This window comes from Aeromonas sp. FDAARGOS 1407 (assembly GCF_019048725.1).
Lineage (GTDB): Bacteria > Pseudomonadota > Gammaproteobacteria > Enterobacterales > Aeromonadaceae > Aeromonas > Aeromonas enteropelogenes.
In genome coordinates, this window is record NZ_CP077399.1 from 2,368,328 (window position 1) to 2,383,947 (window position 15,620).

Annotated in this window: 14 protein-coding genes; all 14 read right to left on the reverse strand. The window is 58.1% G+C overall.

What is annotated here, in order from left to right; genetic code table 11:
• Nucleotides 1-45 precede the first annotated feature (45 nt).
• Nucleotides 46-1,824, reverse strand: coding sequence for an L-fucose isomerase (locus I6L37_RS11370; RefSeq protein ID WP_124240702.1), 1,779 nt, complete (start codon nucleotides 1,822-1,824; stop codon nucleotides 46-48).
• Nucleotides 1,825-1,834: 10 nt separating this feature from the next.
• Nucleotides 1,835-3,103, reverse strand: coding sequence for an L-fucose:H+ symporter permease (gene fucP / locus I6L37_RS11375; protein WP_082037556.1), 1,269 nt, complete (start codon nucleotides 3,101-3,103; stop codon nucleotides 1,835-1,837).
• Nucleotides 3,104-3,197: 94 nt separating this feature from the next.
• On the reverse strand, nucleotides 3,198-3,932 hold the full coding sequence (locus I6L37_RS11380; RefSeq protein WP_042027570.1) for a DeoR/GlpR family DNA-binding transcription regulator: 735 nt from the start codon (nucleotides 3,930-3,932) through the stop codon (nucleotides 3,198-3,200).
• 1,507 nt (nucleotides 3,933-5,439) lie between these two features.
• Nucleotides 5,440-5,892 (reverse strand): hypothetical protein, encoded by a 453-nt coding sequence (locus I6L37_RS11385; RefSeq protein WP_216991877.1) that lies wholly within the window; start codon nucleotides 5,890-5,892, stop codon nucleotides 5,440-5,442.
• Nucleotides 5,893-6,292: 400 nt separating this feature from the next.
• On the reverse strand, nucleotides 6,293-9,106 hold the full coding sequence (locus I6L37_RS11390) for a DUF927 domain-containing protein (protein WP_216991878.1): 2,814 nt from the start codon (nucleotides 9,104-9,106) through the stop codon (nucleotides 6,293-6,295).
• Entirely contained in the window at nucleotides 9,103-9,459 is a 357-nt protein-coding gene (locus I6L37_RS11395) for a hypothetical protein (protein ID WP_216991879.1), read from the reverse strand. The genes I6L37_RS11390 and I6L37_RS11395 overlap by 4 nt, the downstream gene beginning before the upstream one ends.
• Nucleotides 9,456-9,845, reverse strand: a complete 390-nt coding sequence (locus tag I6L37_RS22075) for a hypothetical protein (RefSeq protein WP_254203478.1) — start codon at nucleotides 9,843-9,845, stop codon at nucleotides 9,456-9,458. Before I6L37_RS22075 ends, I6L37_RS11395 begins: the two co-directional genes overlap by 4 nt.
• Nucleotides 9,842-10,012 (reverse strand): host cell division inhibitor Icd-like protein, encoded by a 171-nt coding sequence (locus tag I6L37_RS11405; RefSeq protein ID WP_254203479.1) that lies wholly within the window; start codon nucleotides 10,010-10,012, stop codon nucleotides 9,842-9,844. The genes I6L37_RS22075 and I6L37_RS11405 overlap by 4 nt, the downstream gene beginning before the upstream one ends.
• Before the next feature lie 427 nt (nucleotides 10,013-10,439).
• Entirely contained in the window at nucleotides 10,440-10,886 is a 447-nt protein-coding gene (locus I6L37_RS11410) for a hypothetical protein (RefSeq protein WP_216991880.1), read from the reverse strand.
• An 8-nt stretch (nucleotides 10,887-10,894) separates the two neighbouring features.
• Complete coding sequence (locus I6L37_RS11415; protein ID WP_017783410.1) at nucleotides 10,895-11,113, reverse strand: AlpA family transcriptional regulator; 219 nt, start codon at nucleotides 11,111-11,113, stop codon at nucleotides 10,895-10,897.
• A gap of 111 nt (nucleotides 11,114-11,224) precedes the next feature.
• Nucleotides 11,225-12,076: a hypothetical protein gene (locus I6L37_RS11420; protein ID WP_113725241.1), complete on the reverse strand. Its 852-nt coding sequence runs from the start codon at nucleotides 12,074-12,076 to the stop codon at nucleotides 11,225-11,227.
• Nucleotides 12,077-12,182: 106 nt separating this feature from the next.
• Nucleotides 12,183-13,433, reverse strand: a complete 1,251-nt coding sequence (locus I6L37_RS11425; RefSeq protein WP_216991882.1) for an integrase domain-containing protein — start codon at nucleotides 13,431-13,433, stop codon at nucleotides 12,183-12,185.
• A 483-nt stretch (nucleotides 13,434-13,916) separates the two neighbouring features.
• Nucleotides 13,917-15,176, reverse strand: a complete 1,260-nt coding sequence (gene umuC / locus I6L37_RS11430) for a translesion error-prone DNA polymerase V subunit UmuC (RefSeq protein ID WP_216991883.1) — start codon at nucleotides 15,174-15,176, stop codon at nucleotides 13,917-13,919.
• Complete coding sequence (gene umuD, locus I6L37_RS11435) at nucleotides 15,157-15,600, reverse strand: translesion error-prone DNA polymerase V autoproteolytic subunit (RefSeq protein ID WP_025201139.1); 444 nt, start codon at nucleotides 15,598-15,600, stop codon at nucleotides 15,157-15,159. The genes umuC and umuD overlap by 20 nt, the downstream gene beginning before the upstream one ends.
• Nucleotides 15,601-15,620 lie beyond the last annotated feature (20 nt).

A 15,620-nucleotide genomic window follows, 5' to 3' on the forward strand; every position in this document is an offset into this window, starting at 1 on the left:
CTTACTACGAGGGAAGAGAGCAGGGCCTTGCGGCCCTGCCGGTACTTAGCGATAGAGCGGGCCGTAGTTGGCGCAGGCGCGATAGTCCTGCCCTTCGCTGTCCATGCCGTGGGCGCCCCAGGCGGAGGGCCGGAACACCTTCTCTTCCGAGACGTTGTGCATGCAGACCGGGATGCGCAGCATGGCCGCCAGAGTGAGCAGTTCGCTGCCCACATGGCCGACCGTCAGCACGCCGTGGTTGGCGCCCCAGTTGGCCATGACCGAGTAGACATCGCGGAAGGCTCCCTGCCCGGTGAGGCGGGGAACGAACCAGGTGGTTGGCCAGGTGGCGTCGGTGCGCTCGTTGAGCACGTCGTGGACCTGTTGCGGCAGCGTCACGCTGTGGCCCTCGGCGATCTGCAGGACCGGACCTATCCCCTTGACGATATTGATGCGGCTCATGGTGAAGGGGATGTCGCCCTCGGTCAGGTAGTGGGTGGAGAAGCCACCGCCACGGAAATACTCGTCAACGGCCGGACACCATTCGGTGGCGGCAAGACAAGCCTTCACGTCGTCCTCGGTCACTTCCCAGTGGGGCTTGATGGTCGGCTTGCCGTTGGCGTCGCGCTGACGGCCGGTGCCGTCGAGGGCGGCGGAGCCCGAGTTGATCATGTGGATGATGCCGTGCTCGGCCAGCCCTGCCAGACGGTGGCCGGTGACCCGCTCGACTGCCTCGGGGGACCAGTAGGTGCGCACATCGCAGAAGATCTGGGCGGTGCCGGTCAGACCGTAACCCAGCAGCATGCTCATGGCGTTGAGGCTGTCATTCTCGGTGCCCATGATGATGGGGGCACGGGGGCCGTTCCAGTCGAACGAGCTGTTGAGCAGGGTTTCGGCGGTGTCACCGTTGGGGTATTGATCGGTCCAGTGGCGTTGGCCCTGGAAGCCGCCGACGATGGCGTTGTAGCCGAGCGCCTCTTCGCCAAAGCCGAGCTCGGCCAGGCGCGGGTTGCCCTGCATCATGTCGCGCATGCAGATCGCCATCAGCAGGCTCTCGCGTAGGACGGCCTGCTTCTGCTCCGGGTTGCGGCGACGCTCGGGAGGGTTGCGGTCAGTCCCTTCGTTGAAGTACTTGTCGGCCCAGCTCTGGGCCAGCTCCAGCTCGGCCGAGTCATAGATGCCCTTGTCCATACGGCGACGCAGCTCTGTCATGTCCACTGCCTGGACCTTCATGCCGAAGAACTCTTCGAAGAAGGTGTGATCGACGATGGAGCCGGCGATCCCCATGGAAACCCCGCCGAGGGAGAGATAGCTCTTGCCACGCAGGGTGGCGACCACCAGACCGGCGCGGGCGAAGCGCAGCAGCTTCTCCTGTACGTCGGCCGGAATGCCATCGCTGTCTGCATCCTGCACATCCTTGCCGTAGATGGAGAAGGCGGGCAGCCCTTTCTGGTTGTGGGCCGCCAGGGCCGCTGCCAGGTAGACGGCGCCCGGACGCTCGGTGCCGTTGAAACCCCAGATGGCTTTGGGGCGCAGCGGATCCATGTCGATGGTCTCGCTGCCGTAGCACCAGCAGGGAGTGACCGTGATGGAAAGGCCAACGTTGCAGGATTTGAATTTCTCCTCGCAGGCGGCGGACTCGGCCATGCCGCCGATGGTGGTATCGGCGATGACGCATTCCACCGGCTCGCCGCTCGGATGGCGCAGGTGCTGGCTGAGCAATTCGGCTGTCATGCGAGCCATCTTCATGGTCTGCTCTTCCAGGGATTCACGGACCCCCATGCGACGACCATCGATGGTGGGACGGATGCCGATGGTGGGGAGTGCGCCGATCAACTTGTTCATGTCTTGCTCCTTATGCCTTATGGCCTTTGAAACCGAAGTGAATGAGGTAGATAAATCCGATAAGCGGGATGATGAATGCCATGCGAATGCCGGCCATGTCCGAGATCTGGCCCATCAGGGCAGTCAGGACGGCGCCGCCGAGGATGGCCATGATGAGACAGCTGCCGCCGAACTGGGTGTCCTTGCCAAGACCGTGTACCGAGAGGCCGAAGATGGTCGGGAACATCAGGGACATACAGGCGGAGACGGCGACCAGGGCGTATACGCCAGCCATGCCGCCGGCAAACATCACCCACAGCAGGCAGAACGACGCTCCCATGGCCAGTAACCCGAGCAGTTTGGCGGGGGAGATGTAGGTCATCAGGGCGGTGCAGATAAAGCGGCAGGCCGAGAAGATCACGATGGAGGCGAGCAGGTAGGTGGAGGCATCGGCCTCGTTGCCGCCCACTTCCGTCATCACGTAGCGAATGGTGTAGGACCAGCAGCCAATCTGGGCGCCGACATAGAAGAACTGGCCCAGCACGCCGCGCACAAAGTAGCCCCTGGCCAGCAGGCGGGCGAAGCTGCCCTTGAGGTCCAGCCCCGTGCTGTTGGTATCGTGCGCCACCGGCATGCGGGTAAAGGCGATGGCCAGCCACACCGCGACGATGACCAGGGCCACCATCAGATAAGGTCCCATGACCGCGGCCAGCTCGCCGGCCTGGATCTGGCCGAGTTCGTCGGCGGACATCAGTGCCCGTTCGGCATCGGTGGCCGGATTCAGTTGCGAGAGAATGTAGAACTTGCCGATCAGCACGCCGGTGATGGAACCGATGGGGTTAAACGATTGCGCGAGGTTCAAACGACGGGTGGCGGTTTCCTGCGGGCCCATCGCAATGATGTAGGGGTTGGCGCTGGTCTCCAGAATAGAGAGACCACCGGCCAGCACGAACAGAGAGGCGAGGAAGGGGCCATAGGTCATGATCTGGCTGGCCGGATAAAACATCAGTGCACCGGTGCAAAAGAGCCCGAGCCCGAGCAATACCCCCGCCTTGTAGCTGAACCGCTTGATAAAGAGCGCAGCGGGCAGGGCCAAACAAAAATAGGCACCATAAAAGGCAGTCTGAACCAGACCCGATTGCATATCCGTCAAGGTGAATACCTTTTTGAATTGAGCAATCAGGACATCCGTCATATTATTTGCAAGCCCCCACAGGGCAAAGCAACTGGTCAGCAAAATAAAGGGGATCAATATACTTCTGGGAACTACCTGACTGGATATTCCCGTGCTTTCGGGCACAATATCATCGCGGCTGTTTTCGCAAACAGCGGCATTGGATGTATTAGCCATAATGTAAACTCCATTTATTTTATATTGAGTATGGTACAGTGTGTTATTTTTTGTATCTGCTTAATTGCCTTATATTGTTTTCATCTTTTTCTGTCAGAATTACATCAACATCGTTGAATTGACAGATCCTGACAATTCCGGAGCGGTTCTCTTTCCGGGTATCAGCCAGCAATACTTTCTGCCTGGCTGAGGCCAGCATCACCTTCTTGGTCGATGCGTTTATCTCATTGTTTTCCCAGACGCCGTTGCCTTTGCTGTAGGCGGCGCAGGAGAAGAAAAGAGTATCCACCCGGTACTGGCTGATGTTGCCACTGGCAATGGTGCCAACGAAGGCAGCATATTTCTCAGAGTATTCACCACCGATGGCGATGGTCTTGATATTCTTCTTGACTGCCAGGCTCAGCACATTTCGAAATGAGTTGGTGATTACCGTCATGGATATATCTGGCAGTGCTTCAGCCAGGTACCAACACGTTGAGCTGGCATCGAGCATGATAATATCACCGGGGTTAATCAGGGCCAGCGCCTTATAGGCGATCAGCTTTTTTTCAATGGAACTCTCGTGCTTGCGTTTATTGAATGCCAGCCCGGCATCGGCATTATCCAGAGAGATGGCACCGCCATGCACTCTTTTTACAGAGCCATTGGATTCCAATTCCTGCAGATCACGACGTATTGTTTCCAGCGATACTGAAAAACGCTCGGAGAGTTCCTTAACGGTGACTGAACCGGCTTGAACAATATATTTTTCAATATCGATAACACGAGGTGACAACATAATTGGCTCTGCTTTGTTGGAATGAGCCGATTATAGGGGGAGGTGACTCGTAATATGTGTGATCTGACGCAGGATTTACCGAGTGAAAAACGGATGTAAAACAATCAAAACGGGCATAACACCACATGAGCGATGCATATAACTAGTTGAAGTATATGTATTTGGTTGAAAACAAGGCTTGCCCGTTTCGGCATTGATTATCCGAAATCGGGCAGTATTCAAATACAAAAAATTGAATTGGCTCACAGAGAAAAGAGAGCCTTAAAAATGGGGGCATGTATTCAAGATGAAGCAGTAAATAGAGATCCTGAAAGGATGTCGTGTATTGGCATCATTGGAATCCTTTTTGTTATTCGTTAGATTGTCTGAAATTCGTGCGTGTTGACGTGTTGACGTGTTGACGTGTTGACGTGTTGGTGTAACCCGCCATCAAAAATGAAAAACCGGGAACGGGTGAAAAAACGGGGGAGATGGCAGGACAAACACAGGTGTGGTGAGGCTGGCAGCACGAGATGACAAAGCCGGGCTGTTTACCAAAATATGACAAAGCGCCGTGCCTGGCTGTGCTTGGAGTCTCGGCACGGTTGAATTGACTGCTCGATAGCCAACAAAAAAGGGCCTCTTCCGAAGAAGAGGCCCTTTCCAAACGTTGGGCTGGGGGAGTCTGAATTGTAATTTTAAGTTATTGTTTTTATTGCTTATGAAGGTTTGACGTTTGGTTGTGGTGTTACCTTGGGTGTTACTGTTGGCGAAAGTCCCCCTCTGCTTTTGGTGTTTGAGCCACTGGTTCTACCTCTCCAGCACCACAGAAGGTTGGTTCAAATCCCTTGTCGGATGCGGGTTCAAATCCCTGTGCTCAACACCTCATTTCCCCCTTGTGAGCAATTCACCAATCTGCGCAGTTCTGCGCAGTTAGGAATGCGCAAATTGCGCAGTTCCCTACTAGCCCCAATCCCCCGCAATCCCTTGTGCTGCTTAGGCTGCCAGCTAATGAGCAACCGTTTTGCGCAGCTCGCCGTTGGTATTCGTTTTTGGATGAATTGCGCAATTTGCGCAGTGGAGAGATCAACAAGATGCCATCCAGATGAGAGGGGTTCCCCTGGCTGGCCTGCCCTGGTGCTGGCCGTGGTGGGGTGTCGCAAAGTTGTCGAGGGTAGAGCCTAGAAGCGGGAATGCCCGTTTTCATCTGGCTCGTATGCCGGTTTAACTGCGGAGTTTGCGGCCAGTAGTGGCGAGGGGTGTGGCGGTTTACTGCCGATTTGGGTGCGGAGTTGCTGTCATGGTTGCCCGGACACTGTCCGAGAAACCGTGACACTTCTTACCGTGTGTCTCGGGGAATCCAATGTGGGAGGGGTCGAAGTCGGAGAGGGGAGAATCTTCCCAGCTCGGAGAGGGTCTTGCGGATTGGCTGAAAAGTCAGCCGCTGGTGATCATGGCTGCCCGGATCCATATGCGGTTATAGGTGCGGTGGGAAGCATGGGCTCGTTCCAGGTGACGGGGTAGGGGATCACGATTTCCTTGATACCGTTACTGAACTTGGAGCACCTTCACCGTTCAGGTTGCCCCACAGCTCAAACGCCTTTGTCAGCCACTCCTTTAGCTTGCCATTGCGCACATCATCGGTGGTGGCCTCAATCACATGCCATCCCATCAGTAGCGCCTCATTCATCTTGTGTCGGTCGTTTATGAAGCCCTCGGCACTGACATGATGCCCGCCAGAGTGAACCCCGCCGTGGATCTCAACGGCAATCATCTGGGTGGGCCAAGCATGATCAAAGCGCCATCGTCTGACCGGGTGGAATACCAGCTCGTTCACGCATGAGGGGAACGCGCTCATAACCTCGGCGGTGGCCGCTGCCAGTTCGGCGGTCTGCGCTCTCACTCGTTTGTTGTGGATCTCTATTTTGGCCTCGGCCCGCTCTTTGTCGGTGGGCATAAAGGCAAGACCGTAATGAAACATGGCAACCCCCTGTTGCGGAAAAAGTGTGATCTTGATCGGCTCTTGCCGCTCTATAGATTAAAAAAAACGGTGGTTCCGGTGGTTCAGTGGTTCCAGCACCCCGCCAGCCCGCGCCATTACTGGGTTTATGGGTGAACCACTTGTAAGTTATCCACTGGTTCCTAGACCCCATTCACTGGTTCCGACCTAATTCCGACCCCATTTAGGAACCAGTGGAACCAGTGCGGAACCAGTCATATTTAATTCAGTGGTTCCGGCTCTAGGCCTTATGTAGCAAGGGATTGAGCCATCTAGGAACCAGTGAACCAGTGGAACCACTGTTTTTCCCTTACGTGCGCGCGCATGAGGCAGGAAAGCAAAGGGCCACGCATGGCGGCCCCTTGGTTCCTTCTGGCTGGCGTTATTCGTCCTCCGGCCCTTCCGCATCATCGGCTAATACCAGATCGGTCAGCACATAGACCCGCGCTCGCTTTCCGGTCGGGAGCCGTCTCAATAGCTGATAACGCCCCTCACCGCCTAGCAGGTATCCCGCTTTGGCTGACAGCTTGGCGGCCTTCTTAGCATCGCGTCCGCTGGTGATCTCAACCCAGCCCGATGGGTCAACCCAAAACTCCAGTTCATCATCGGTGCCATGCCTAGGGTTACGCCTGTAACCAACCACATTTGCCGGGCGATGGTTCGGGTCGCTCACATCAACAAAGCGGGTGTACTGGTGAGCCCGCATAAAGGCCCGGATCTGCGCCAAGGTGGCGGCGTCCTCCTTGTTGCCAAGGTGGCCCCGTTCCGCCAGCCATGCTTTGAGGCAGACCCGCACAGCCCGGATCGCTTCCCCCTCGGGCCAGCCTGTCACCCCTAGCCGGGTCGCCAGCTCACCAGCAGCGGCCACCAGCGCAAAGCGGTTAATGGCACGACCTACTTGGTTGCCTGCTCCGCTCGGGGTCAGCTCGGCGGCAATGCGCTTAATCTCGGCCCTCAGCCGCTCGCCGTGCGCTTCCAGCTCCCCGGCCAATGCCTCGGCATAGGTTCGGAAGGCTGTGCCGTGCTGGTGGTCACAGTGGGCCTTGAGTGTGTCGGCGAAGGTACGTCCGCTCTCCATGCCGTGAAGCCACTCAAACGCGCCGTGTTGCCCGGTGTCGCTCGGGATCTGGATGGTGCGCACCTCCATCCCCGCTTGGGTGCGCTGGCCCGCGCTGGCGGCGTGATCTTCAAGGCTCAGCTCACCCGTGCTCAGGAACAGCAGCCGCCACGCCTTGCGCTCCCTCAGTTCGCCATCCTGCTTACTGCGGCCCTTGCCCTGACCGTTTGACAGCATGTAGGAAGTTTGCCCCGCCTCGCGCGCGTCCAGTTCCCCCAGCTCGTCCAGGCAGAGCAGGGCATCATTGCGCCGGCTGGCGATCCCCTCGATGGCGTTACCGGTTGCCCGCCATGTTTGGCTGTAGCGATCAGGGTTGCCGTACACGCTGGCGGCGGCCTTCATGATGGTGGTCTTGCCGTCCGTGCTCTCGCCCTTGAGGTGGAAGCCACCGCCCTCCATGCCTACCAAGGAGAGCAAGGGAGCCGCAAAGGCGAGCGACAAGGCAAAGCAGAGGCGGCTATTGCCCACCGCCAGCCCTGCAACCCCCTGTTGCCACTCGGCCAGGGTGCCCCGCTCGGTAAAGTCGCTGGCCGCATAGCCCGCCGTTTGCAGGATCACCCCCTCGGCATCCGGCCCGATGGTGCCACTTGGCAGCACATAGGCCCGCCCATGCCAGCCGGTGCGCTCCACACAAGTGATCCGCTTATCGGGCCGACAGGCCATCAGGTAAGCGGCCAGCTTGCGCTTGTGGCCCAGCTCGATGAACGGCAAACCTGCATCCAGCAGCGAGACGAATACATCCTCTCCATTGCGCGGCACTAGGGAGCGCACAGGCATGGCCCACTGTCTCGCTCGTCCGGCGCTGTCCTGCCACTCAAGCAGGCGGCCATAGCCTCGCCCGTGTTCGTCACTGGTTTCAGCCTGTACCCGCACCGGGCTAGATATGGGGATCCACTCCGAGTGCGCATCCTCGCCGCGCCCCAGCGTTACCAGTGCGTACAACCGCTCACCCCGGATCTCGAACCCCTCCGGCATGTCCTGCCCCTTCTCTGTCTCGTCATCGCGAACCGGGTGAAGCGGCACTACTTCGGCCTGCCAGGGAGCCCCTTCCCTCTGGTGGGCGTCTTGGTCTTGTTGGGTGATTTCGCCTTGCATGATGGCTCTCTCGGTCTCTTCAAGCCCATGGGCCTGGTGATAGTCGTTCCAATCTCCTGAAAACTCAGGCGGTAGCGCCACCAGCCCGCCTATAGCAACGGCGGCTTGCTCGGATTTGGCCTTGCCGGGGTTGCCCTGGGTGCCCTCGTCATTGTCGCCACAGAGCAGGATCCGCGCCTCTGGGTGCTGGCGGCGGGCAATCTGGGCCACGGCGTGAAGGTTCCCGGCATCCATCGCGCAATACACGGTCGCCCCGATAGCTAGGTGAACAGATAGCCCGGTTGCGTACCCCTCCACCACGGCCACCAACGCCCCGCCCTCGATACGGTGATAGGCCCCGGCCTTCTGCCCGCCAGCCAGATAACGCTTGCTGCCATCAGCCCGGATAAGTTGAACGTTCACCAGAGCGCCCCCCTCGTCGGTCAGCGCGACCACCAGCGACCCGGCATGGAAGTTCTCGCCCCCCTCGCGGATCAGGGTTCGATTCACTGCGCTCAGGTGCGAACCAAAGCCCTTACGCTCAAGATAGGGGCTCTCCCCCTGCCCGGTGTCCGCCATGATGTCAGCGGCGCGTCTGGCGGCCTTCTGTCGCTGTTGTTCGCTCCGTTTGCGATCTTGGTCTGCCTTGGCCTGTTGCTGGCGCTGGATGCGCTCCCGCTCGGCAGGGTCGAGACCACCGGCAGACAAGCCCACCAGCGGGGCCAGCAACTCAGCCGCCGCCTTTGGGGTGGTACTCAGCACCCGGCACACCAGATCCAGGCCGTCCCCGCTGCCGCACTGGTTGCAAATCCAGGTACCGCGCCCGCCCTTGTCATCGAGCCGGAACCGGTCACGCCCACCACAGGCAGGACAGGGGCCATGCTTACCACGGCGCGGTATGTCGATACCCACAGCGGCCAGCAGCTCGGGCCAGTGACCACAGGCAGCAGCGGCCACATCAGAAACGAATCGGGGGCTTGCGCCCCCTTTGATTGCCATGGTCATTGTGTGGCCCTCCTGGTCTGCTCTATCGCCAGCTCCACCATTGGATCCTTGCCCTCATCCAGCATCTGCCGCACATCGGCACAGAAGAGGGTGTTCATCTCGTCCAGCATCAGGCGGCCCAGTGGCGTTAGCTCGCCCCCAGTCACCATATGGCGCAGCATCAGCAGGGCATCCTCTCGCCCCTGCTTGCCGCCACCACGTTCCAAGCAAGCGCCCACGATGTTGTTTGTAATCGCCAGCGCCAACAGTTCGGCAGTCAACGGCAGTTGAACCCCCAGATGGTTGAACGTGTTACCACTCACCGCCAGATAGGCCCTTGCCACTTGCCCCACCAGCTTATCGATCTCGGTCATTGCAACCCCCTGTTGCAGTGTGATGGGATACCCGCCTCGACGCGCAGGGCATCAAGCAAAGCGCCGTATTGTGTGCGCTCCACGGGGTCTAGGTCGGTTTTCTCTAAGGCGTTGCCAAGCTGCTCGATGAGTGCCTCTAAGCGGGATGGGGCAACTTCCTTAACTTCAACCCTGACTTGGATAGTCGGCCTGTCGTCTTGATTGATCGGGCTTGGCTGCTCCCGCATCAGGCTATCGGCGGTCTCCTCGGCTGTCCCTTGCGCCCAAGCGATTAGGCTCCAAACCAAATCATCGGCGCTGGGGTCACGCTTCAAGCAAATGGCGCTCTCTAGCGCGGATGAAATGCTGTACAGCTCGTTGGCGGTATCTTGATGTTGCTTGTTCATGCGGCGGCCCTCCCAGACGGACGGCGGCTGACAAACACCAACGGCAAACCGGCCAGGGCGGCGCGGGCTTGGGCTTCGGTGTCAGCAACGGCGGTAATGGTGCGGATACGGCGTAGGTCTGCCAAACGGCAGGTACGGGAATGCTGGATCAGGAAGGTGTAGATCATGGGAAGTGCCTCTGTGATTTTGACAGAGGCGGATCGGGTAGCCGCAAGACAGCGCCCCACAGATAAGGCGCAGCCGGGGCGTTTTCTTTGGCTCCCGACCCATGCCCCGAAACTGGATAGATCCCCGGCGCGGTGGCCGAAGTCTCGGGAAATGAGGGCTGATTGTCTCTGTGTGGTCGCAGCTTGCGGGTGTCTAATCCGCCAGCCATGCCGCCACTTGTCTAAGGTGGCGACGGCACGAATCGTACCGCCTCGGGCGTCCTCGTACAAGCCAATTGCAAAATTTGGTAGTCGTCGGAAAGTTGACGCTGTGCGGTGGATCGAATCCATCATGCCAGCCAATCCCGCTTCATCTTGGCTGCCAGCAGGATGCGGGGCGGCCTCAGAACTGAATCTGCTTTTTTGAATAGTCATGGTGGTGGCTCCGTTAAGCGGCGGGCGGAAGCTCGTCGGGGGTGGCAGGGAAGGCGGCAAGGTAACGGGCAATCTGCTCCTGCTCCATCGGCAAGGCGTTGCGCTGGCGGCGCTTGAGGTTCACCAGCTCGGCCACCTTGCGGGCCTCCTCCCGGTTGGCTAACCAATACCGCTCAAAGCGGGTGGTGCGGCCCGCGCTGTTGCGGTGGTCAAACGGCATGCTGTGAATGATCACATCATGGTCGTTGCGCAACTCGTCGATGCGGTTGCGGTAGTTGAAGTCGTGATAAAGGGGAAAGAACGTCAACTGACTGGTGCCCTTCATCCCGCGCTCCAACAGGTGGACGGCAGCCAGTTCCAGCAAGGTCGGTACTTTGGGGGCCTTGGTGGTAGCATGGCCTGGGCTTGGAGTTGTTGGGGTCGTGCCGTTCTGCGGTGCGGCCTTTTCTTTTTTGCTCATGCTGCCCCTTATGCCGCTTTGCGAGCAGCGATACGTTCTGCCATCCAGGCGTCAATCTCAGCCTCGATAAATGCAACTGAGCGTCCAGTGAGGCGCACGGTTTGCGGGAAAAGACCTTGCGCCATCAAGTCATAGACGCTCGATTTGCTCAGGCCGGTTTTCTTGATCACCTCCCGCACTCGGATAAAGCGCGTTGTGGGGCAGTTAAGGGAATAGTGTTGTTCCATATTTGTCCTCATCATTCGTTTGGTTTCGATGGGGTCATTGGAGCACGTAGAGGGGGGATTTCGATGTCGGGTAATCCTAACTCGACGTTGAGTAGCATTACCCTACAGTGGTTATTTGTCTTTGCGGGGCCTGCCAGTCGTCATTGCTGTGCTAAGTAACCGCTCAACTGTGCCGAGTGCCAGTGGGCATTTCTTGTCATCGAATAGAGCGTGCTCGTAGTTTATGACCTTGGTTGCCCAATCCACGGCAGTATCGTCAGGATCATCCTGCCAGGCGGGGTTGAGCTTTGCGCGGATTGCAGCAGCTAGCACACGCTCTCGGTTAGCAGCATGGTACTCGGCGATTGGATGCTGGGGGGGTGTTTTGTGGCTTGCCCGTTGGGTCTGTAAATATGCTTCTTTGGGAATTTGGTCGCCTGATTCAATATGCTTTTTCAGCAATATTAAGTCTCGTCTAATTAGCCATATTTGGTTGGGTTCAATGGGGGCCTCTCCTGTGCTGCTTTCAACAACGATGCTGACGAAGTTACAGCCATAATCAAAACCAGTAGGCAGAAGGCTCCACTCGCTCAGATATGTTTTTCGCTCAAGAAGCATGTGCTCAAATAGGCTCTTATCCAGTGACCAAAGCCCATCAGCGATAGTAGTTGGAGAGCCGTGAGTGCCATATCTTCTGGTTAGTTTTGCATTGCAACCGATGCTGGTTGGTTGGGGGCGAATGCCGCTGGTCTCATCAGGATAGAAAAGCAAATCAAGCTGCTCGTCATATTCATCTTCATCTTCAACAATCGAGTTGTCTTTTACGAATACAGGGTAAGCAGGAACGGCAGATAGCCAGGCAGAGCCCTCGATCGCACCGATAGAGCACCAATGCAGAATGTCCTCAACCTCACAACCCAATAGGCGGGCGGCTCGATCAATCCGGCAATACTCCAGCGGTAATAATGGGGTGTCTTTGCTCATTGTCGCGTTACCTTTCACGCACCTTGAAAAGATTGCCGGGTCAGGCGGGCAAGGTTCCCCGCTTTTCGATTGGCCTATCTAGGCCCGGCAAGTCGTTAGGCTGGCGTTACTCGCCTACCACCTTCAATGCTTTAAAGCCGCTCGCCAGAGAGAGGTTCCCTTGGCTGGCCTGCTCGATGTGGTTGCTCCACCAGCCCATCATGATCACCCGCTGCTCGAAGTAGTCCGACCGGTTATAGGCGCGGCGGATCTCGTTGTCATCGGCATGGGATAGCGCCGCCTCGATGGCGTCCGGGTTGAAACCTTGTTCGTTGAGGGTGGTACTCCCCAGCGAGCGCAGTCCGTGGGCCACCAGCCGCCCGCCGTAGCCCAGTCGCTTGAGGGCCGCATTGGCGCTTTGGTCGTTGATATGGCCCATGTGGTTACGGTAGCCGGGGAACACAAAGGGGCGGTGGCCGCTGATAGGCTTCATCCTCTCCAACAGGGCAAGGGCTTGCGGGGTGAGTGGAACCCGATGGGGGCGCTCCATCTTCATCCTGTCGCTGGGGATGTTCCAGACTCTGGCCTCAAAGTCGATCTCATCCCAACGGGTGCCCGCCGATTCACCGGGGCGCACCAGAGTGTGAAGGCTCCACTCAATCTGGCAACGGGTGGTGTGATCAAGCCGCCCATTGGCAATGTCGGCCATCAGCGCAGGCAGTTCGTCCGGCTTGAGGGTGGGCTGATGCTTCTTGGCTGGCTTCTTGAACACCTTGCGGATCGCGGAACAGGGGTTGGCATCGAGCAGGCCGTGGTTAACGGTGTAGTCGAGGATCTCGTTTATCCGCTGACACAGCCGGCGCACTGTCTCCAGCTTGCCATCAGCCTCAATAGGGCGCAGTAGTTCGATCACCAGGGGGGCGCGTATCTGGTCGATGGGCATGGAGCCGATGAAAGGCAGCATATACAGCTCAAGGGAGCGCCACGAATCGGCGGCATAGGCTTCGCTCACGTCGTGCCGTTTCAGCTCCAGCCACTTGGCGGCCATGCGCTCAAAGGTGTTGGCGCTGGCCTCTTGCTTGGCTTGGGCAATGGCGACCTGTTCTTGCTGGTGGAGTTGGGGATCAATACCTTCGGCCAGCAGGGCGCGGGCTTGTCGCCGTCGTTCTCGGGCGGCGGAGAGGGTAACGTCAGGGTAGGGGCCGAAACTGAGGTTGGCCCGCCTCTTGTCACCAGGGCGGTAGTAGTTGAACAGCCACAGCTTGCCCCCGTTCGTTTTAACCCTCAGGTAGAGGCCATCACCATCCCCCAAGTTGTATTCCTTCCCCTCGGGCTTGGCTGTCCTCAACTTTGAGTCGGTCAGCTTGTCCTTGCTCATGGTGTTACCCCCTCCAGCAGTAACACCCAAAACGGTGTTACCAGAACCTTGTTACCGCACATGTTACTCTTTGAGCTGGCTCTAGGCGACTTCCTTGGACTATCTCGGACAACAAAAAACCCGCAAAGCCTTATGCTATGCGGGTTTCTGGTCTTTCTCGTTCCTGCTCGGAACATTATTTGGTGGGCTGGGGGATGTTGAATCATGGAGCCATCAGCATGATTTAAATGAAGAATACCCAATTCAGAAAATTTTCATATACCTAACCGTATGCCTAACATCAGAACATCAGCAGTAACATAGTGTTATCTGGGCTGGAATGGCCATATGTGGTTAGTTGACAGTATAGGAAATTTTAATTCTTACCTTTCTCAAAAGGTAACTGCCTTTTGCGAAAGTCGGCACTCTCTATTGTATCAGGTCCTCGTTTGGAAAAAAATTCCCCGTCCAAATTTGCCTATCAGACGAACCTCCAGGAGGTCGCTACCTCGCCACCGGCAGGTCCTCCCAGCGAGTGGTGTAACAGGGGCTCAGGTGTTCTTGTCGCATCATCCACTCGGCTGACTTCGTGCCTTGGCTGGCAAAGCCTATGCGCCCTAATCCCTTGGCTTTGATCTGGTCCATCACAGCCATCAGCGCATCCGATTGAGCATAGGACGGGGCAAACAGATCGGTCTGTTGCTGCCCCTTGGGGGTGAACTCACTCAGCATGACGCCCCCCTTCTGATAGCGGTAACCGTCACGCCAAATCTGCGGTAGCAGCACGCTCACTTGCTGCAGTAACAACCGGGTGTCATCGCTAGGGCAGACCAGTCGGACGCCAGCCTGCTCACTGTAGTAAGGAGCTCGTTCGTCAAAGGGGCTGGTTCGCACGAACAGGTGTACCCGCTGGCAACACATCCCCTCGGCTCGCAGCTTCTCGACAGCGCGAGCCATAAAGCCTGACAACGCTTGGGCCATTTCCCCACGGTCAGTCACGCGCTCACCAAAGGAACGGCTCGAGAGGATCTGCTGCTTCGCCACCGGTTCAACGGTCAGCTCCGCGCAAGGCAGGCCATGCAGCTCCTGTACGATCCGCTCGACCACCACGCCGTATTGGGCGCGCAACCCTTTGGCATCACTGGCCACCAGGTCGGCCACGGTGTTGATACCTTGTGCCACCAATTTTGCCCCCAAGCGCCGTCCTATGCCCCACACCTCATCCACCGGGGTGATGGCCATCAGCCGGGCACGGCGCAGCTCGTCACGCAAGTCCACGACGCCGCCAGTGGCAGGCCACTTCTTGGCTGCATAGTTGGCCAGCTTGGCGAGGGTCTTGGTGGGGCCGATCCCGACCCCTACCGTTAGGCCGGTCCACTGCCACACTCGCTGCCGGATCTGTTGCCCATAGGCTGTCAGGTCCCCGGCAAACGACTCTGACAGTGACAGGAATGCTTCATCGATGGAGTAGACCTCCAGCTCGGGGGCCATGGTCTCCAACGTGCTCATTACCCGGCCAGACATATCGCCATAGAGCGCGTAGTTGGAGCTGAACGCCAAACCGCCATGCGCCTCGAACTGCTCGCGGATCTTGAAGTAGGGCCCAGCCATCTTGATGCCCATCGCCTTGGCCTCGGGGCTGCGCGACACCACGCATCCATCGTTGTTGGAGAGCACCACGATCGGGCGGCCACGCAGCTCAGGGCGAAACAGCCGCTCACAGCTGGCGTAGAAGTTGTTTACATCAACGAGCGCTATGGCCATCACGCTGCCTCAGATTGCCAATCACATGGGTGACCACCCCGAACAGCTCTAGGGAGAGGCTCATGCAAGGGTCGATAGGCGCGAACGCCGGATTGGCTGGCAACAGCCGCAGCCTCGGCTTGAGCTGCAAGGTCTTTACCGTGAAGCCGCCATCGAGCAGTGCAATCACCACATCACCATGGCGTGGGGTCAAGCTCTTATCGACCACCAGCAAGTCACCGGGAAAGATGCCGACCCCGGTCATGCTTTCCCCCTCGGCACGCAGATAGAAGGTTGCTGCAGGGTGCGACACGCAGTGGGTGTTGAGGTCCAACTTCCCTTCCAGATAGTCGCTGGCTGGGCTGGGAAAGCCACAAGAGGCGCGATGCAAGAACAGCGGGATGGTCACCTCGGCGGGTGATGGGTCTGGGGTTAACAGCTTCATGGCAACAACACCTGTATTTA